The sequence below is a fragment of the Streptomyces tendae genome, from assembly GCF_014650435.1.
In the GTDB taxonomy this organism is placed as follows: Bacteria; Actinomycetota; Actinomycetes; order Streptomycetales; family Streptomycetaceae; genus Streptomyces; species Streptomyces tendae.
Genome location: NZ_BMUY01000002.1, coordinates 223,673 through 241,926, shown reverse-complemented (window position 1 = coordinate 241,926; position 18,254 = coordinate 223,673). Strand labels below are relative to the sequence as shown.

Genomic DNA, 18,254 nt, shown 5'->3' with positions numbered 1-18,254 from the left:
TCGCCGGGGTCACCGCGGCTCCGGCGGGCGCTGGCGGGGCATGTTCGGCCGGGTGCCGTTCTGCGGGGGGACCGCGAACCGGCTCGAGGCGCCCGCGCCCCCGCCGTCCGGGCGGGGCCCGTCGGCCGCCGCCGCGGCGTGCCGCCCCAGCGGCCCCGGCCCCGGGCGGAAGCACACCATCCAGTCCGCCGTCTCCGCCCGCACCAGCTCCGTCACGTCCTCCGAGAACCGCCGCAGCACCAGCAGGCACCGCTCCGCCGCCTCGCTCGCCGTCCCGTCCGCCGGCCCCAGCACCTCCCGCACGCTCTCCGACGCCCAGTCGAACTGGAGCGCCTGCAGCCGCCGCTGCACCGCCTGCGCCGTGGCCACGTCCCGCATCCACCCGGACGTGACCCCGAAATACCGGTCGCCCGCCACGCACGCCACCGCCCACAGCAGCGCCAGATACCCCCAGGGCGAGGCCCCGCCCACCGCCCCGGCCAGGTCGAGCAGCGGCAGCGCCGCCCCGGCGGCCGCCCCCGCCGCGGCCCCGCCCCGCAGCAGCACGGCGCCGCGCCGCTTCCACACCCGGTCCGCGAGATACCAGGCCGCCGTGTCCAGCGCACCCCGCTCCACCCACCGGTACAGCTCGTCGAGGCGCTCGGCGGGCAGCGCCCAGTCCCCGAGGGGAAACGCCCGCCCGGTCAGGTCGCCCGGCCGCGGCCCGCCCGTCCTCCCGCCGTCCCGCCCGTCCCGCGGCGGCCTCTCGGGCTGCATCTCCGGCTGACCCACCCGGCACTCCCTACTGCTCGCCACTGCTCGCCGCACCGCTCGCCGTCCGCGAGGACCCGTGCGCCGGAACCCCGCGCCGGAACCCTTCCTACCGCCCAATGGGTGGCGAAGAGCCGGGTTCCGCCGCTTTTCCGCCCGGAAGAGGGCGTTGATCAGGTATAGGGCTCCCGGGGTGTCACTCGAAAGAGTGCTGGAGCGAGGGCCGCCCGGACCACGTAGGCTCGTGCCGAACGGCAAAACCTCGTGACCGGACGTGATGGGAGCTGAACGTGATCCCCGGTGGTGGCCAGCCCAACATGCAGCAGCTGCTCCAGCAGGCCCAGAAGATGCAGCAGGACCTGGCGAAGGCCCAGGAGGAACTGGCGCAGACCGAGGTCGACGGCCAGGCGGGCGGCGGCCTGGTGAAGGCCACGGTCACCGGCTCCGGCGAGCTGCGCGGCCTGAAGATCGACCCGAAGGCGGTGGACCCGGAGGACACCGAGACCCTCGCCGACCTGATCGTCGCGGCCGTCCAGGCGGCCAACGAGAACGCGCAGAACCTCCAGCAGCAGAAGCTCGGCCCGCTGGCCCAGGGTCTGGGCGGTGGCGGCACCGGCATCCCCGGCCTGCCGTTCTGATCCAGGAGGGCCGCTCCGGGAGGACCGATCCGGCCCTTTCCCGGTTCGCCTTCCTCAGACCGGGCGAAGCCATCTACCGTACGTAGTGCACGAACCTCAGGAAGGACGGCAGTCCGTTGTACGAAGGCGTGGTCCAGGACCTCATCGACGAACTCGGGCGGCTGCCCGGCGTCGGTCCCAAGAGCGCGCAGCGGATCGCCTTCCACGTCCTGCAGGCGGAGCCGACCGACGTACGGCGGCTCGCCCAGGCCCTCATGGAAGTGAAGGCCAAGGTCCGCTTCTGCGCGACCTGCGGGAACGTCGCGCAGGAGGAGCAGTGCAACATCTGCCGTGACGCCCGGCGCGATCCCTCCGTCATCTGCGTGGTGGAGGAGCCGAAGGACGTCGTCGCCATCGAGCGCACCCGCGAGTTCCGCGGGCGCTACCACGTGCTCGGCGGCGCGATCAGCCCGATCGACGGGGTCGGCCCCGACGACCTCCGCATCCGTGAGCTGCTGGCCCGCCTGGCGGACGGCACGGTCACGGAGCTGATCCTGGCCACGGACCCGAATCTGGAGGGCGAGGCCACGGCCACGTACCTCGCCCGCATGATCAAGCCCATGGGCCTCAAGGTCACCCGCCTGGCCAGCGGCCTCCCGGTGGGCGGCGACCTGGAATACGCGGACGAGGTGACCCTCGGCCGCGCCTTCGAGGGGAGACGACTCCTAGATGTCTGACGCCACGCTGCACGCGACCGATCAGAACCCGGACGACTTCGCGGTCCAGATCGCCGACCAGATCGAGAGCTTCCTGGTGGCCGTCACCGAGGTGGCGAAGGGCGACGAGCCCGACTCGGCCGTCCCCTTCCTCCTCCTGGAGGTCTCCCAGCTGATGCTGGCCGGAGGCCGTCTGGGCGCCCACGAGGACATCGTCCCGGACGAGCGCTACGAGCCCGACCCGGGCCCGGAGCTGGACGTGGACGAGATCCGGGAGAACCTGGCCCGCATCCTCGACCCGATCGACGTCTACTCCGAGGTCTTCGACCCCTACGAGCCGCGCAAGGCCCCGGTCCCGGCCCGCATCTCCGACGACCTCACCGACGTCATCACCGACCTCCGCCACGGCATGGTCCACTACAAGGCCGGCCGCACCACGGAAGCCCTGTGGTGGTGGCAGTTCTCCTACTTCTCCAACTGGGGTTCCACCGCCTCCGCGACCCTGCGCGCACTCCAGTCCGTCGTCGCCCACGTCCGCCTCAACCAGCCCCTGGAGGAGCTGGACGGCCTCGACACCGACCAGGACCTCGGCGACGACGCCCTGGAGTCGGAGGCCGGCCGCGTCATGGTCCAGGAGATCGCGGGCCCGCTGGGGCTGCGCCCGGTCACCTGAGGGCACCGCTCGTCTCAGGTCTCCTCGCGGACGTCCGGTACGTCGAGCAGGCGGAGGAACGCGGTCGCCGCGGGTGTGCGGCCCCCCGTCGGCCAGACGACGTACTCGACGCGGGCCGGTGCGTCGGTGACCTCGAGCGTGGTCACACCGCTGAGCTGGGCCACGTACGCGTACGGCAGCATCGCGACGCCCAGGCCCTGACCGACCAGCCGGGCCAGGAAGTGGGTGTTGGTCACTTCGAAGGCGACGTCACGGGTGAGGCCGGCGGCGGCGAAGGCCAGGTCGGACTGGGCTCGGCCGGCGGTCTTCGCGGGCAGGTCCACGAACTCCTCCTCGGCGAGCCGCCGCAGATCGACCGTTTCCGCGCGGGCCAGCGGGTGATCGGGGGAGACCACTGCGACGAGCCGGTCACGCCCGAGCGCATGGGCCTCGACCCCCTGGGGCCGCGCCGTGGTCGGAAGCCCGAGGAAGGCGACCTCGATGTCACCCTCCCCGACCCGCTCGACGAGTTCCTCGCTGGCACCCACGCGCAGGCTGACGCGCACCTTCGGATACCGCCGCCGGAAGTCCCGCAGGGCGCGCGGGATGTCGACGGCGGCGACGGACGAGATCACGCCGACACGGAGCTGCCCGCGGACTTCACCGACGGCGGCGGCGACCTCGGCGACCGCGCGTTCGGCGGCGGCCAGGCACTGGCGGGCCGCCGGAAGGAACGCCTCTCCGGCCGGCGTCAGCCGCACCCGGCGGGTGGTGCGCTCGAACAGCCTGCTGCCCAGCTCCTGCTCCAGCCGCGCGACCTGGTGACTGAGGGCGGACTGCACGACGTGACACCGCTCGGCGGCCCGGGTGAAGCTCATGGTCTCGGCGACCGCGAGCACATAGCGCATCTGCTGGAGCTCCATGAGATCCATCGTGAATCACGATGAACGAGATGACAAACATGTGTTGGACTCATTGATCGGGCGCCAGCAGACTTCGTTGACATGTCCGCACACGTGCAAGAGACCTCGTCCTCGTCCCTGAAGGGATGGCTGGGTGTCGCCGCCATCACGGCCAGTCTCTTCGTCTTCCTGACCACTGAGCTGATGCCCGTGGGCCTGCTCACTCCGCTGAGCGAGGACCTGGACATCTCCGTCGGCGTCGCCGGTCTCATGGTCACCGCTCAGGGTGTGGCGGCGGGTCTCGGCGTGCCGTTCATCGTCGCCTGGACCCGGCGCGTCGACCGACGCCCGCTGCTCACCACGCTGCTCGCGGTGCTCGCCGTGGGCAACGTCATCACCGCCGTCTCGCCGAACTACGCGCTGATCCTCGGCACCCGGCTCGGCATGGGCTTCGCCAGCGGCGTCTTCTGGGCCATCGGCGTGAGCATGGCCATGCGGATCGTGCCCGAACGGCACGCGAACCGGGCCGCCGCGGTGGTGATGTCCGGCATCGCCATCGCCACGGTCGTCGGCATACCCCTCGGCACCGTCATCGAGGCGCAGACGGACTGGCGGACCACCTTCGGCATCTGGGCCGGCCTCAGCGTGCTCGTCCTGGTCGCGGTCGCGGCCCTCGTCCCGTCGATGCCGTCGCAGAACGCGGTGTCCGTCCGCGAGGTCTTCCGACTGCCGGTCAGGAACGGGCAGTTGCGCACGGTGCTGGTCATGGTCGTCTTCTTCGTGCTCGGCCACTTCGGCGCCTACACGTTCGTGCGCCCCTACCTGGAGGACACCGCGGGCGCGTCGTCCGGCTTCATCACCACCGTCCTGATCATCTTCGGTGTCGGCGGTGCGGTCGGTAACTTCATCGCCGGACACACGGTGAACAAGAGCCTGCGCGGCACCTTCGTCACCGGTCTCGTGGGGCTCCTGGCGGCCCTGTTGCTGTTGCGCTTCGTCGGGAACGGGGAACTCGGCGCCGTCGTCGCGCTGGTCCTGTGGGGGCTCTCCTTCGGTGCCGTGCAGCTGTCCCAGATCAACATGACGCTCGCCTCCGCACCCGACACCTTCGAAGCCGCCATGTCGCTCAACACCATGGCGTACAACACCTGCATCGCGCTCGGCGCGCTCTTCGGCGGCCTGCTCGTCGACCACGTCGGAGTCACGAGCGTCCTCTGGTTCGGCGTGACCCTGGCCGCGGCCTCCCTGCTGCTGCGGCTGGCCACCGGCCGGGGGACGAAGACCCCGGCCAACGCGCCCGACGACGACCTCGCCCCCACTGCCCGATGAGGAAGGGAAGACGCGGGGCAGGAGAACGCCCGGAGGACTGAGGACCGATGCCTGACGAAACGGCTCCGCTTCACTCGGCCGCCCGGCGCGCGGCCGGTGGAGCGGCGGTGCCCGCCGCCCGGGCACGCGCGTAACGCAGCGCCCTGACGACCCGCCCGTAGCGCTCCCTCTCCTCCTCGCCCCGGTCGGCGTGCCGCAGCGCGCAGCGCAGGGCCGTGTCCGTGGCCTCGGCCCCCCGCCGCAGCAGCACGACCACCGACTCGACGGACCCGCGGCAGGCAGCCCATTCGAGCGCCGTCCGTCCCTTCATGGCCCGGTCCTCCGGATCGGCCCCCCGGTCGATCAACAGAGCGACGGTCTCGGGATGGTTGTCGCCCGCGGCCAGCACCAGCGGCGTGTACGGGATCCGGTCCTGCGCCCCCATGGACACCCCGGCGTCCAGCAGCGCCGCGACGGCATCCGTGCTCCCGACCATCGCCGCGCAGGTCAGCGGGGTCAGGTCGTGGTACGGCCCGGCATGCGCCGCCGCGTCCGCACCGGCCGCGAGCAGCACCCGCACGACGTCGGCGTGGTTCTCCTGGGCGGCCAGGTCCAGCGCCGTACGCGCGTCGTCGTCGAGGGCGTCCACGGGCACCCCGGCGTCCAGCAGCCGGACTACTTCAGCCGCGTCCCCGCCTCGGGCAGCCCGCACCAGTTCGTTCGATCTCTCCACTCGCGCATCATTCCGGCGCGGCCGAAGTTGCGTGGCCCAATTACCTCAACCTTCCTGACGATTGGTGTCCGTCGAAGTGCACGCCGGTGAGGTGCAGTTGGTGCCGGGTCGGCGGGACCCATGAGGGGCGGTGAATTGTCTCCGTCATGGTCACAAGCTGGCACCGACAAAGCTACGCTCGGTAGTCAACGAGCAGTCGGAGGTGGGCGCCGTGCCGAAGCCGAACAGCAACTCCCAGCCACCCGCGGCCTGGTGCTACAGCGGCAACCAGATCAAACGCTGGCGCTCCATGGCCAACGTCAGTCGCGAGGCCCTGGCCACCGCCGCCAACTACGCCCCCGAGACCATCGCGTCCATGGAGCGCGGCGTACGCATGCCGTCGCCCCGCCTCCTGGACATCGCGGACGAACTGTGCGGCGCGCAGGGCATGCTGAGCGCGGCGAAGGAGTACGTGCGCAGGGAGCGGTACTCGGCTCGGGCGGTGGACTTCATCGAGCGGGAGCGGGAGGCGACGAGTCTGTGGACGTACGAAGTCGCCCTGATCCCCGGACTGTTGCAGACGAGGGCCTACGCGCAGGCGCTCATCGACAACCGCATCCCGCCCCTGGACGAGGAGACGGTGGAGGAGCGGGTCGCCGCCCGAATGGAGCGACAGGCGATCCTCACAGATCGGAAGCCGCCGGTGGGGTTGAGCTTCGTTCTGTACGAGGCGGTCCTGCGAAACCCGTGGGTGGACGAGGCGCAGTTGCAACGCCTGCTGGAGGTGGCAGGGCTGCGCAACGTGGTGTTGCAGGTACTTCCCTTCGGGCAGGCGATCGGCAATGCGCTGGAGGGCCCCATGGTCTTGGTGGAGGGGCAGGATCACGAGCGACTTGCCTTCATGGAGGGCGCGTTCGCCAGTGAGCTTTCGGCCGATGCGGGTGTTGTCAGCCGCGTGACTGAGCGGCTAAGCATGATCCGCACGCGGGCGCTCGATCCCGACGAGACTGCCCGTTTCATCGAGCGGATGGTGAGCCAGTCGTGAGCGACCAGTTGAAGTGGGTCAAGTCGAGCTACAGCGACAGCGAAGGCGGCAACTGCGTCGAGGTCGCGCGCTGCGGCGCGATACACGTCCGCGACTCCAAGACCGCCCCCGCGGGGCCCGAGTTTCAGGTCTCGGCCCCCGCCTGGTCGGCGTTCATCGCCGCAGTTCAGCCCGAAGCTTGAGCCCAGCCCCGGGACCCGAGCTCTTCCCTTGGGTTTCTGGTCTGGTCGAAATACCCAACTACTCAAGTCTGTAAGTGGGTTGAGACGCCGTACCTCGTAAAGGTGCTCCCGGCGGAGCACCCGCGCTACGGCCAGCAGGCGATGCGCACGTCGCTGACCCGCATCACCGAAGCCGGCCACCTGCGCTGGATCAGGGAACACCTCACAGTCGAGGGCAGCACCATGCGGTGGGTCACGCGGACGTACTGGTCGCGTACGCGCAGGTCGGCGGACTGGTGGGCGGAGTTCGCGCGGCAGCGCAACGGCCGGATCGTGCCCGGTGACCTCCGCCCCGGCCTGGCCCGCACCGACGAGCCCGAGCTGCCCGAACCGGAGCCCGAGCCGCGTCCCGGGACCGAGGCGGACCCGGAGTCCAGGACCTCGTACCTCGCCCTCGCAGCGATCCGCGACACAGAACCCCGCATGCGCCTGTCCGAGGCGGACTGCCGGTCCCTCGCATCCCTGGCCGAGGAATTGCTGACGCGGGGCGCGACACCCCAGGACATCACCCGCGCGGTGACCGACGGCCTTCCCGCGACCGTGAACAACCCGGGCGGACTCGCCCGCAACCGACTGGAGAACAGGATGCCCGCCACGGCCGCCTCGTACTCGGCGCGGCAGTCGGGGCACATGCCGTCCCTGATCTCCGTCGTCCGCTCGTCCGCGTCGCAGCTCATGCAGGCCATGACGGCGCGGGTCACCCGAGCCCGGCGCGGGGCTGCCTTCTGACGGATCTTCGCCTTCTTCGGGCGGCTGCCGGGATCCCGGTCTACCTCCTCATCGACCGGGAAAGCTGCTCTGTCGTCGTGTTCGATCAACCGGAGAACGGCAGCTACCAGCACGAGGAGAGGTTGCCCTTCGGCGCGACCGTGCACCTCCCCGCCCCCGTCGACATCACCCTCGACACCGAGCCCCTCAAGGAACTGGCGGACTGAGCACGGCCGGGGCGACGAGCCCCGGCCGGTCCGGTCAGGAAACCGACGTGACGTTCTGCTGGGCCGGAAACAGAGTGGAGATCTCGCGGGGGGCGAAGGGGGCGTGCCAGTCGCCGGTGCCCGCGTAGAAGTACCTCGTACCGTGGCTGCCGTAGGCGAACAGGTCGGCACGTCCGTCACGGTTGGCGTCGCCGATGCCGACGGTCTCCTGGTAGGCGCCCCAGCCGCCGCCGATGCGGGTGCGGGCGGCGAAGGTGCCGTCGTCCAGGCCCCGGTAGAGCCACAGCACGCCGGACTTGTCGCGGGCGACCATGTCGCCGGTCATGGCGCCGTCGAGCCCGATCGCGGTGAGCTGGTCGTAGATCCCCCAGCCGCCGCCGACGCGGGTGCGGTCGGTGAAGGGTGCCCGCCAGTTGCCGGTACCCCGGTAGAGCCACAGGACGCCGCTCTTGTCGGCAGCCAGCAGGTCGGCCTTGCCGTCGTTGTCGAGGTCGCTGCCCGCGGTGATCTTGTCGTAGACGCCCCAGCCGCCGCCGATGCGGCTGCGGCCGGCGAAGGTGCCGTCGCCCTTGCCGAGGTAGAGCCAGAGGACGCCGTCCTTGTCGCGGGCGACCAGGTCGCCGGTCGGGGCACCGCCGAGGTTGGCGGCCGCTTCGATCCGGTCGTAGACGTTCCAGCCGCCGCCCACGAGGGCGGTGTGTCCCGTGTGGTTCAGTACGCCCTCGCGGGAGAAGTGCGAGTCCTCGCGCCACAGGTGGCCCGAGGAGTCGCGCGCGAGAAGATCCGGGCTGCCGTTGTCGTTGAAGTCGTGCGGGGCGGCTCGCCAGCGGGCCACCTTGAACGTGCCGGTCCGGGTCAGTACCGGGCCGATGCCGTTGACCGGCCGGGCCGACAGCTCCCACGTGTAGTCGCCGTTGTAGGCGCTCAACGTCCCTCGGTCGAGGTCGCCCGGCCAGGCGATGGAGAACCTTGCCGGCTGCTCTCGGGGCCCCAGGGTGAACTCGGCGCTCTCTCCCGTGCGCTCATGGCGCAGGATCACCTTCACCTCGGCGTTGCCCCGCGACAGGTACCAGACCATGGCCTCAGAAGTGTCGGAGCTGAGGTCGACCACGGGGAGGACGTCGGACCGGCGGAGGGTGAGCTCGGTCGGCTCGCCGGTGCTCGCGACGAGCGCCGCGGTCGGTGTGCCGTCCGCGCCGGAGTCGACGCGGTAGACGCCTTCGCCCTCCGCGACCGTTCCGCCGCGGACGTAGAGCACGCCGGAGGGAGACGTGTCGGCCGAGACCACGTGGTCCAGGAGCTTGGTAGTGGTTCCGTCCTTGAGGCCGTAGGCGGTCAGGGCGTGGAGCGGATCCGATCCGCCGGCGGTGAGGCCGCCCTTCCGGGCGTAGGTCAGGTAGTCGCCCTGAAGGCCGATCTCGAGAGTCGTGGACAGGTTGTCACCCACCGGGATTCGTTGGGTCTCTCCGGTGTCGTGGGCGCGCACCACCACGCTGGTTCTGGCGCCGTCGCGTTCCACCCAGGCGGCGTGGGTCCGGGAGAGGGCCATGTCACCGGCAAGGTTGGCTCCGTTCGACAGGTCGGGCACTGTCGCGGCGCCGGTGGCCAGGTCCAGCAGGGCCAGGCTCCTTCCTGGCGTGTCCGTCTTGTACCTGACCAGCGCGTGGTCGGCCGTGCTGTTCAGGACGAAGTGATCGCGCGCGTCGTCCGGCAGTCCCGTCACCGCCACCGTGGTGCCGTTCGCCGTGTGCATCCACAGCTCGGCTCCGGCCGTCGCGTCCCTGTCCGTCGTGAAGACGGCCTCACCCGCGGCGCCGACGAAGTCGACACCCTCGGCCGAGTCGGTGGGGACGCTGAGCACCGTCCGACCGCCGGCCAGGTCCCGCACGTCGGCCCGGTCGGTGTTCCACACCGCAACCAGATCTCCTTGCCCGGTGGCCCGTACGGGGTCCTCTCCCAACTCGGTCACCGCCCCGTCCGAGGCCCGCACCCAGGACCTGGTGCGCATGGCCTGGTCCCTGACCACGTAACCGGACGCGGTCACGCCGGTGAGTTCCCGATCCACCGGGAACGGGGGGAGGGAATCGGAGGCAGCCTGGAGCGCTGTCGCCGTACTCGGTACCGCAGGCGCGGCCTGGGCCGGACCGGGCGTCCCGGTCAGACCGGCGGTGACGGCGAGAACGACGGTGACGGCGGCCGCGAACCTACGGCCGGACGGGCGTACGTGAGACAAGGCGGTGATCCTCCCCAGAGCGTGGCGCACCGCGCGCCACAGCCCTCAGACTCACCACCGGCCCCAAGGGTTGCACGTTCAACCAACCCGGCTTTCCACGTGGCGGGAAGCACTTGTGAACGTGTGACACACCGCACTTTCCCGAGTGACCGGCGCCGCGATGGGCATGAGCCACCCCGAACAGTGGGTGGCCCGGAAGTCTCACCATGCGATACCGCAGGGGGGAAATCCGGACGCTCGGTAAAATGAGCCGACCGCAGTACATATACGTACGTGCGGAAAGAGACGGATTGAGCGAGGAGCGCACGTGGGCCTTGTCGTGCAGAAGTACGGAGGCTCCTCCGTAGCCGATGCCGAGGGCATCAAGCGCGTCGCCAAGCGGATCGTGGAAGCGAAGAAGAACGGCAACCAGGTGGTCGCCGTCGTTTCCGCGATGGGCGACACGACGGACGAGCTGATCGATCTCGCCGAGCAGGTTTCCCCGATCCCTGCCGGGCGTGAACTCGACATGCTGCTGACCGCCGGAGAGCGTATCTCCATGGCGCTGCTGGCCATGGCGATCAAAAACCTGGGGCACGAGGCCCAGTCGTTCACCGGCAGCCAGGCCGGAGTCATCACCGACTCGGTCCACAACAAGGCCCGGATCATCGACGTCACGCCGGGCCGCATCCGCACCTCGGTCGACGAGGGCAACGTCGCCATCGTGGCCGGCTTCCAGGGCGTCAGCCAGGACAGCAAGGACATCACCACGCTGGGCCGCGGCGGCTCCGACACCACGGCCGTCGCCCTCGCCGCCGCGCTCGACGCGGACGTCTGCGAGATCTACACCGACGTCGACGGCGTGTTCACCGCCGACCCGCGCGTGGTGCCGAAGGCGAAGAAGATCGACTGGATCTCCTTCGAGGACATGCTGGAGCTCGCTGCCTCCGGCTCCAAGGTGCTGCTCCACCGTTGCGTGGAGTACGCCCGCCGGTACAACATTCCGATTCACGTGCGGTCCAGCTTCAGCGGACTGCAGGGCACGTGGGTCAGCAGCGAGCCGATCAAGCAAGGGGAAAAGCACGTGGAGCAGGCCCTCATCTCCGGAGTCGCGCACGACACCTCCGAGGCCAAGGTCACGGTCGTCGGGGTGCCCGACAAGCCGGGCGAGGCGGCCGCGATCTTCCGCGCCATCGCCGACGCCCAGGTCAACATCGACATGGTCGTGCAGAACGTGTCCGCCGCCTCCACCGGCCTGACGGACATCTCCTTCACGCTGCCGAAGAGCGAGGGCCGCAAGGCCATCGACGCGCTGGAGAAGAACCGCCCGGGCATCGGCTTCGACTCCCTGCGCTACGACGACCAGATCGGCAAGATCTCGCTGGTCGGCGCCGGTATGAAGAGCAACCCCGGCGTCACCGCCGACTTCTTCACCGCGCTCTCCGACGCCGGGGTGAACATCGAGCTCATCTCGACTTCCGAGATCCGTATCTCGGTCGTCACCCGCAAGGACGACGTGAACGAGGCCGTGCGCGCCGTGCACACCGCCTTCGGGCTCGACTCCGACCGTGACGAGGCCGTGGTCTACGGGGGCACCGGGCGCTGATGTCCGCCAGGCAAGACACCGGCCGGGACGGCGGCCGTACCGGTCGGCCCACGCTCGCAGTCGTGGGCGCGACCGGTGCCGTCGGCTCGGTCATGCTCCAGATCCTGTCCCAGCACGCGGACGTCTGGGGCGACATCCGCCTGATCGCCTCCCCGCGCTCGGCCGGCCGCAAGCTGGCCGTGCGCGGCGAGGAGGTCGAGGTCGTCGCGCTGAGCGAAGAGGCGTTCGACGGGGTCGACGTCGCCATGTTCGACGTGCCCGACGAGGTCGCCGCCCAGTGGGCGCCCGTCGCCGCCGCCAAGGGCGTGGTGGTGGTCGACAACTCCGGCGCGTTCCGGATGGACCCGGACGTGCCGCTCGTCGTGCCCGAGGTCAATCCGCACGCGGTGCGGATGCGGCCCCGCGGCATCGTCGCCAACCCGAACTGCACGACGCTGTCCATGATCGTGGCGCTGGGCGCGCTGCACGCCGAGTTCGGGCTGCGCGAGCTGGTCGTCTCCTCGTACCAGGCGGTCAGCGGAGCCGGGCGGGACGGCGTGGACACGCTGCGCCGGCAGCTGTCGCTGGTGGCCGGGACGGAGTTGGGGACGCACCCCGGCGACGTACGGCGGGCCGTCGGCGACGACACCGGGCCGTTCCCGGAGCCGGTCGCGCTGAACGTCGTACCGTGGGCCGGGTCGCTGCGGGAGGACGGCTGGTCCTCGGAGGAGATGAAGGTGCGGGACGAGTCCCGCAAGATCCTCGGACTGCCGCGGCTGCCGGTCGCCGTGACCTGCGTACGGGTCCCCGTGGTCACCACGCACTCGCTGACCGTCCACGCCCGCTTCGAGAGCGACGTCACCGTCCAGGGGGCCCGGGAGATCCTGGCCACCGCACCGGGCGTCGTCCTCTTCGACAACCCGGCCGCGGGGGAGTTCCCGACGCCCGCCGACGCGGTCGGCACCGACCCGACCTGGGTCGGCCGGGTGCGCCGGGCCCTGGACGATCCGACCGCACTGGAACTCTTCGTGTGCGGGGACAACCTGCGCAAGGGTGCCGCCCTGAACACGGCACAGATCGCGGAGCTGGTCGCGGCCGAGTTCGGCTGAACCGGGATCAGCTAGGCAAAAGCCCCCGGACGCTGTGGGTTTCGTTTGTAGAATCCATGGACGAGATGTGATCCGGAAGTTGGTCCGGACTACTTGTACCGGACACCCGTGCCGTCGGAAGATTTCCTTCCCCGCCCTCCGCAACCGCGCGAGCGGCGGGGAGCGTCTTTGCGGTCACCCATTCGGGGCGCGGGGCGCGGGTCGGCGTGGGGACGCCGAGTGCGGGCGTGGGGACGTCCGTTCACATGGGACGCAGGGGAAGAGCGGACGATGAGGGCCTATGACGCACCGTCAGCCGGGTGGCCGCCCAGACGGCTGTCCGACGGACTCGGGAACGTGACGCCCGGCACGTACAACCCTCACGGGGTCGGACGTGTCCAACTGGCGTGGCAGAGGTTCTCGAATTCACCGCAGGGGCACGCGGTGCGGCACTGCGCCCGCCCGTCCCGCCCGCCCGGTCCGTCCGTCCCCGTGTGGCCGGCGCGGCCGGTGGCATGCCGGTGATCGCGCCCATGCCCGCAGCGCGGCCGGCCCGCATATCGAACCAGCGCGACGGCGCGGAAGAGGACGTGGCGGCGGGTACCACCGTCGACCACCTCACCGAGACCTACCGGGTGCACTACCGCTCGCTGCTCGGCCTCGCCGCCCTCCTCCTCGACGACACGGCCTCCTGCGAGGACGTGGTCCAGGAGGCGTTCATCCGGGTGCACTCGGCCCGCAAACGCGTCCGTGACCCGGAGAAGACCCTGGCGTACCTGCGTCAGACGGTCGTCAATCTCTCGCGTTCGGCGCTGCGCCGCCGCATCCTCGGCCTCAAGCTCCTCTCCAAGCCCATGCCGGACATGGCGAGCGCGGAGGAGGGGGCCTACGACCAGTTGGAGCGGGACTCCCTGATCAAGGCGATGAAGGGACTCCAGCGCCGGCAGCGCGAGGTGCTGGTCCTGCGCTACTTCGCCGACATGACGGAGGCCCAGGTCGCCGAGACGCTCGGCATATCGCTGGGCTCGGTCAAGGCGTACGGGTCGCGCGGGATCGCGGCGCTCAGGGTGGCCATGGAGGCCCCGGCATGAGCGACGGCAACGACACGCGCCCGGACGCCCACGAGGGCCAGGGCTCGCGCCCGGACGCCCTTGAGGGGCAGGGCGCGCGACCGGACGACAGGGAAGGGCACGATCGGGAAGGGCCCGATCCGCGCCCGGAGGCCCGTGAGGGCCAGGGCCCGCCGCCGGACGCCGGGGAAGGGCACGCCGCGCGATCGGAGGCCCGGGAAGGGCACGAGCCGCGCCCGGACACCCGCCAAGGGCATGACGCGCCCGCCGGACCGGCCGGGCGAGAGCAGCAGAAGCACACGCACGCTGGGAACGGAACTGTGAACCACGGCCCCGCCGCGCCGGGCCCCGACGATCCGGCGGCCGACGGTCCCGCCTCCGACGAGGCCGTCCTGCGCGCGATGATGCACCGGGCGGTCGGCGAGTTGGAGCCGAGCGACGGCACCCTGGAGCACCTGCGGCGCGCGGTGCCCGCCCGGCGTGCCCGCAAGCGCCAGGCGGTCGTCGGCGTCGCGGCCGCCGCCCTCTTCCTCGGCACGGCGGTCCCGGCCCTCGTGCACGTCTCCAACTCCACCGGCCCCGGTGCCGACCCGTCCGTCGCGGGCAACGCCTCACAGGCCCAGGGCGGCGCCTCCCAGGGCAAGGACCCGGCCGGCGGCCAGAGCGGCATCGCCGGTTCCGGGGACACCGCCGAGGGCAAGGACAAGGCCGACCCCAAGGAGACACCCGGCGGCAAGGAGTCCGGCGCCGCGACGGGCTCGGCCCCCTCGGGCGTGCCCAGCGCCAGCAGCCCCGCCGACGTCCCCGCCTGCGGGCCCGGGTCGCTCGGCCCGGCCGTCGCCAGCAGCGCGGCTCCCGACTCCACGGGCGTGGTCTACGGCTCCTTCCGGGTCACCAACGTCTCCTCGGACGGCTGTACCGTCACGGGTCCCGGCAACGTGGTCACCACCTCGCTGGGCGCGGCGGACGCCGGACGGATCGGCACCGCACGGCACGCCGCCGGTGACGCCGCGGCCGGCCTGCCCGACCCGTCGCTGGAGGCCGCCTCGCTGACGCTGGCGCCGGGCGCCGCGTACGAGGTGCAGTTCGCCTGGGTGCCCTCCGAGACCTGTCCCACCACCGGCGGCACCAACGGGGGCAGCACCGGCGGGCCCTCGCCCGACCCCTCGCCCACCGGGGACACGACCGCCGCGGGCGGCGCCTCCGCCGGCGGAGGCGGCGGCGAGGCCGGGCCCACGACCCAGCTGATCACCGAGGACGGTCCGGCCGAGGGAAGCGTGTCGGTCACCTACAGCCCGCAGGGCGGTTCCGGCTCGGCGACGGCCACGGTGTCCAACGCGTGCGTGGGGACGGTGTACTGGACGGGCCTGCTGGCGGACTCCGGCGCGGGGGCGTAGCCGAGGGCGGGCAGTCCCGCGGTCAGGAGACGAGCCCGGCCCTCGCGCCCTTGTTCTCCTCGTCCCCGGCGTCCCCCGCGTTCTTCTCGTCTTCGGCGTTCTCCGCGTCCCCCGCGTTCTCGTCGTCCCCCGCGTTCTCGTCGTCCCGCGTGACCAGGCCCAGCTCGGCGTCGCGGGCGAGTTCGACCTCGCGGCGCAGCAGGCGGAACCACATGAAGACCACGAAGCCGACGAAGGCGAACCACTCGCCGGTGTAGCCGAGGTTCTGGAAGGCCTTCAGGTCGAGCCCCGTGTTCTGCGGCTCGCTGACCGGCACGGCCCGCATCCCGGAGTCGCCCTCGTTCAGCGTGACCCACGCGTCGTACACGTCGTACGGCACCAGGTTCAGCAGGGTCGCCGCGCTGATCGCGCCGGTCTGCCCGGCGGGCCAGCCGGATCGGCCGCTGACGCCGTTCGCGCCGGGGGACTCGGCGGCCTGCAGCGCGCCGGTGACGGTGACCTCGCCGGTGGGCGGGGCCGGGGCCTTCGCCGGGTCGGGCTCGCCGGGCAGCCAGCCGCGCACGACCGGCACCGCCTCGCCGCCGTCGGTGCGCAGGAGGGTGAGGACGTAGAAGCCCTCCCGGTCGTCCAGCTTGCGCTCCGGGACCAGGAGCTGATCGTCGTACCGGCCGGTCACGGTGGTCTGCTCGCCGACCGTCGCCTTGTCCACGGGCAGCAGCTCGGTCAGCGGGCGCGCCGCTTCCCGGCGGGTCGACTCGTGCTGTGTGGAGGCGGTCTCGTGGTCCTGCACCCGGTCCTCGAACCGGCCGAGCTGCCAGGAACCCATGAAGATGCAGAAGGGGATGGCCAGGACGACGAAGACGTTGATCCCCCACCATCGGGGCGTCAGCAGAAACCGGTACACGCCCTCCACGGTACGGTGCGCGCCCCGAGGACCCAGCCGCGGGGCTGTGGAAAACGAGGGGGAGGACGGGGGAGGACGGGGGAGCGGCGCACGGACGGTGGAGGTTGTCCACAGGCTGGGGATCTCTTCTGCGCGTTGTCGCCCGGTCGGGGCAGTATGGGGCCATGACTGAGAGCAACGGGTCCGTTCCGCCGGACATGGATGCGGCCGTGGACGTGAACATGGACATGGACGGGCGGGCCGCGGAGGCCGCGGACGGGCGGCAGCCGCGGGACGAGCAGGTGCCGGACTGGGAGAAGCGGTTCCGGGCGCCGAGGGTGTCGCTGCCCGACTGGGCCGAGGACGCCCCGGACCGCTCCCTGTTCGTGTCGAACGCGACGGGGACGTACGAGCTGTACGCCTGGGACCGGTCGAGCGGCGAGCAGCGCCAGGTCACCGACCGGCCCAACGGCACGACCGACGGGGTGCTCGCACCCGACGGCGAGTGGATCTGGTGGTTCGACGACAAGGACGGCGACGAGTTCGGCGTCTGGCGCCGGCAGCCCTTCGCGGGCGGTGCGGACGAGGAGGCCGTGCCGGGCCTCGACCCCTCCTACCCTGCGGGCCTCGCCGTCGGACGGGACGGCCGCACGGCGGTGATCGGCCGCTCGACGGACGAGGACGGTACGACCATCCACCTCGCGCGCCGGGACGGCGGCGCCCCGGTGGAGATCTACCGGCACCGCGAGTCCGCGGGCGTCGGCGACCTCTCCCACGACGGGACCCTGATCGCCATCGAGCACACCGAGCACGGCGACGCCATGCACTCGGCGCTGCGCGTCCTGCGCCCCGACGGCACCACGGTCGCCGAGCTGGACGACACCCGGGGCGGCGAGAAGGAGCTGGGCCTGGAGGTCCTGGGCTTCGCACCGGTCGACGGCGACACCCGACTGCTCATCGGCCACCAGCGCCGGGGCCGCTGGGAGCCCCTGGTGTGGGACGTGGCGACCGGGGAGCAGACCGACCTCGCGCTGGAGCTGCCGGGCGACGTGAGCGCGGAGTGGTATCCGGACGGTTCCGCCCTGTTGATCGTGCACGGCTTCGAGGCCCGCAGCGAGCTGTTCCGCTACGACTTCGCCGAGCGCGGCCTGACCGAGATCGACACCCCGGCCGGCACCGTCTCCGGGGCCACGGCCCGCCCGGACGGCAGCGTGGAGTACCTGTGGTCCTCGGCCGCCGAGCCGTCGGCCGTCCGCTCCACCACCGGCCGCGTCGTCCTCGACCCGCCCGGCCTGAAGTCGCCCCGCTCGGTCCCGGTGGAGGACGTGTGGGTGGAGGGTCCGGGAGGCCGCATCCACGCCCTGGTCCAGAAGCCGGCCGGGGCGGCCGGTCCGCTCCCGACGGTCTTCGACATCCACGGCGGCCCGACCTGGCACGACAGCGACGCCTTCGCCGCGGGCCCGGCCGCCTGGGTCGACCACGGCTACGCGGTGGTCCGCGTCAACTACCGGGGCTCCACCGGTTACGGCCGCGCCTGGACCGACGCCCTCAAGCACCGGGTGGGCCTCATCGAGCTGGAGGACATCGCGGCGGTGCGGGAATGGGCGGTCACCTCGGGCCTCGCCGACCCCGAGCGCCTCATCCTCACCGGCGGCTCCTGGGGCGGCTACCTCACCCTCCTCGGCGTCGGCACCCAGCCCGAGGCGTGGACGCTGGGCATCGCGGCCGTGCCGGTCGCCGACTACGTCACCGCGTACCACGACGAGATGGAGGGGCTGAAGGCCCTCGACCGCACCCTGCTGGGCGGCACCCCCGAGGAGGTCCCCGAGCGCTTCGAGGCGTCCTCCCCGCTGACCTACGTCGACGAGGTCAAGGCCCCGGTGTACATCTCGGCGGGCGTCAACGACCCGCGCTGCCCGATCCGCCAGGTCGAGAACTACGTCAAGCGCCTGGAGGCCAGGGGCGCCGTCCACGAGGTCTACCGCTACGACGCGGGCCACGGCTCCCTGGTCGTCGACGAACGCATCAAGCAGGTCCGCCTGGAACTGGACTTCGCGGAGAGGCACTTGCCGAAGAGCGCCTGACGGCGGGCAGTCGTGCCGCTGGGGCGGCACGGGTGGGCGCAGGCGGCACCCCGCCAACGCGGGCGAGTGCTCCCCAC

The 18,254-nt window shown here is 71.7% G+C and carries 18 protein-coding genes; 13 read left to right on the top strand and 5 right to left on the bottom strand.

Annotated elements, in window-relative coordinates; all coding sequences use genetic code 11:
* Positions 1-9: 9 nt before the first annotated feature.
* Positions 10-771 carry an SLATT domain-containing protein gene (locus tag IE258_RS05970; RefSeq protein WP_189739873.1) on the bottom strand — a complete coding sequence of 254 codons (762 nt, stop codon included), beginning with the start codon at positions 769-771 and terminating at the stop codon, positions 10-12.
* Between the two features lie 269 nt (positions 772-1,040).
* Here IE258_RS05970 and IE258_RS05965 point away from each other — a divergent pair, with 269 nt between their 5' ends.
* The 3 genes from IE258_RS05965 to IE258_RS05955 all read left to right on the top strand — a co-directional run bounded on the left by IE258_RS05965 (position 1,041) and on the right by IE258_RS05955 (position 2,756).
* A complete protein-coding gene (locus IE258_RS05965) occupies positions 1,041-1,388 on the top strand; it encodes a YbaB/EbfC family nucleoid-associated protein (protein ID WP_087808112.1) in 348 nt (115 codons plus the stop codon).
* Positions 1,389-1,504: 116 nt separating this feature from the next.
* Positions 1,505-2,104: a recombination mediator RecR gene (gene recR / locus IE258_RS05960; protein ID WP_159327162.1), complete on the top strand. Its 600-nt coding sequence runs from the start codon at positions 1,505-1,507 to the stop codon at positions 2,102-2,104.
* Positions 2,097-2,756: a DUF5063 domain-containing protein gene (locus tag IE258_RS05955; RefSeq protein ID WP_159327163.1), complete on the top strand. Its 660-nt coding sequence runs from the start codon at positions 2,097-2,099 to the stop codon at positions 2,754-2,756. Before recR ends, IE258_RS05955 begins: the two co-directional genes overlap by 8 nt.
* A gap of 14 nt (positions 2,757-2,770) precedes the next feature.
* On the opposite strand, the gene IE258_RS05950 is transcribed toward IE258_RS05955, so the two are convergent.
* Entirely contained in the window at positions 2,771-3,658 is an 888-nt protein-coding gene (locus tag IE258_RS05950) for a LysR family transcriptional regulator (RefSeq protein ID WP_189741111.1), read from the bottom strand.
* 81 nt (positions 3,659-3,739) lie between these two features.
* On the opposite strand from IE258_RS05950, the gene IE258_RS05945 reads away from it, so the two are divergent.
* Positions 3,740-4,966, top strand: a complete 1,227-nt coding sequence (locus IE258_RS05945; RefSeq protein WP_189739870.1) for an MFS transporter — start codon at positions 3,740-3,742, stop codon at positions 4,964-4,966.
* Positions 4,967-5,036: 70 nt separating this feature from the next.
* Here IE258_RS05945 and IE258_RS05940 read toward each other — a convergent pair whose 3' ends face one another.
* On the bottom strand, positions 5,037-5,678 hold the full coding sequence (locus IE258_RS05940; protein ID WP_189739867.1) for an ankyrin repeat domain-containing protein: 642 nt from the start codon (positions 5,676-5,678) through the stop codon (positions 5,037-5,039).
* 211 nt (positions 5,679-5,889) lie between these two features.
* On the opposite strand from IE258_RS05940, the gene IE258_RS05935 reads away from it, so the two are divergent.
* From IE258_RS05935 to IE258_RS41105, 4 genes are all read left to right on the top strand, one after another.
* On the top strand, positions 5,890-6,702 hold the full coding sequence (locus IE258_RS05935) for a helix-turn-helix domain-containing protein (RefSeq protein WP_189739864.1): 813 nt from the start codon (positions 5,890-5,892) through the stop codon (positions 6,700-6,702).
* Positions 6,699-6,884: a DUF397 domain-containing protein gene (locus tag IE258_RS05930; RefSeq protein WP_189739861.1), complete on the top strand. Its 186-nt coding sequence runs from the start codon at positions 6,699-6,701 to the stop codon at positions 6,882-6,884. Before IE258_RS05935 ends, IE258_RS05930 begins: the two co-directional genes overlap by 4 nt.
* Positions 6,885-6,986: 102 nt before the next feature.
* Entirely contained in the window at positions 6,987-7,652 is a 666-nt protein-coding gene (locus IE258_RS05925; RefSeq protein ID WP_189739858.1) for a hypothetical protein, read from the top strand.
* A gap of 77 nt (positions 7,653-7,729) precedes the next feature.
* The gene (locus IE258_RS41105; RefSeq protein ID WP_229891952.1) at positions 7,730-7,858 is read left to right on the top strand and encodes a hypothetical protein; all 129 of its coding nucleotides are present in this window, start codon (positions 7,730-7,732) and stop codon (positions 7,856-7,858) included.
* Positions 7,859-7,892: 34 nt separating this feature from the next.
* Here IE258_RS41105 and IE258_RS05915 read toward each other — a convergent pair whose 3' ends face one another.
* Positions 7,893-10,091 carry an FG-GAP repeat domain-containing protein gene (locus IE258_RS05915; RefSeq protein ID WP_189739855.1) on the bottom strand — a complete coding sequence of 733 codons (2,199 nt, stop codon included), beginning with the start codon at positions 10,089-10,091 and terminating at the stop codon, positions 7,893-7,895.
* A 307-nt stretch (positions 10,092-10,398) separates the two neighbouring features.
* Between IE258_RS05915 and IE258_RS05910 the strand changes: the two genes are divergently transcribed.
* From IE258_RS05910 to IE258_RS05895, 4 genes are all read left to right on the top strand, one after another.
* Positions 10,399-11,676, top strand: coding sequence for an aspartate kinase (locus IE258_RS05910; RefSeq protein ID WP_031042983.1), 1,278 nt, complete (start codon positions 10,399-10,401; stop codon positions 11,674-11,676).
* Positions 11,676-12,764: an aspartate-semialdehyde dehydrogenase gene (locus IE258_RS05905; protein WP_159327170.1), complete on the top strand. Its 1,089-nt coding sequence runs from the start codon at positions 11,676-11,678 to the stop codon at positions 12,762-12,764. The genes IE258_RS05910 and IE258_RS05905 overlap by 1 nt, the downstream gene beginning before the upstream one ends.
* 494 nt (positions 12,765-13,258) lie before the next feature.
* Complete coding sequence (locus IE258_RS05900) at positions 13,259-13,834, top strand: SigE family RNA polymerase sigma factor (RefSeq protein WP_189741105.1); 576 nt, start codon at positions 13,259-13,261, stop codon at positions 13,832-13,834.
* Complete coding sequence (locus IE258_RS05895) at positions 13,831-15,210, top strand: hypothetical protein (RefSeq protein WP_189739852.1); 1,380 nt, start codon at positions 13,831-13,833, stop codon at positions 15,208-15,210. Before IE258_RS05900 ends, IE258_RS05895 begins: the two co-directional genes overlap by 4 nt.
* A 22-nt stretch (positions 15,211-15,232) precedes the next feature.
* Here IE258_RS05895 and IE258_RS05890 read toward each other — a convergent pair whose 3' ends face one another.
* Positions 15,233-16,114, bottom strand: a complete 882-nt coding sequence (locus IE258_RS05890; RefSeq protein WP_189739849.1) for an SURF1 family protein — start codon at positions 16,112-16,114, stop codon at positions 15,233-15,235.
* A 221-nt stretch (positions 16,115-16,335) separates the two neighbouring features.
* On the opposite strand from IE258_RS05890, the gene IE258_RS05885 reads away from it, so the two are divergent.
* On the top strand, positions 16,336-18,177 hold the full coding sequence (locus IE258_RS05885; RefSeq protein ID WP_189741099.1) for a S9 family peptidase: 1,842 nt from the start codon (positions 16,336-16,338) through the stop codon (positions 18,175-18,177).
* Positions 18,178-18,254 lie beyond the last annotated feature (77 nt).

Bases quoted from the DNA above. Each gene is read 5' to 3' on its own strand.
- IE258_RS05955 (WP_159327163.1), top strand. From the start codon at position 2,097: ATGTCTGACGCCACGCTGCACGCGACCGATCAGAACCCGGACGACTTC.
- IE258_RS05950 (WP_189741111.1), bottom strand. From the start codon at position 3,658: ATGGAGCTCCAGCAGATGCGCTATGTGCTCGCGGTCGCCGAGACCATG.
- IE258_RS05945 (WP_189739870.1), top strand. From the start codon at position 3,740: ATGTCCGCACACGTGCAAGAGACCTCGTCCTCGTCCCTGAAGGGATGG.
- IE258_RS05905 (WP_159327170.1), top strand. From the start codon at position 11,676: ATGTCCGCCAGGCAAGACACCGGCCGGGACGGCGGCCGTACCGGTCGG.
- IE258_RS05900 (WP_189741105.1), top strand. From the start codon at position 13,259: ATGCCGGTGATCGCGCCCATGCCCGCAGCGCGGCCGGCCCGCATATCG.
- IE258_RS05895 (WP_189739852.1), top strand. From the start codon at position 13,831: ATGAGCGACGGCAACGACACGCGCCCGGACGCCCACGAGGGCCAGGGC.
- IE258_RS05885 (WP_189741099.1), top strand. From the start codon at position 16,336: ATGGACATGGACGGGCGGGCCGCGGAGGCCGCGGACGGGCGGCAGCCG.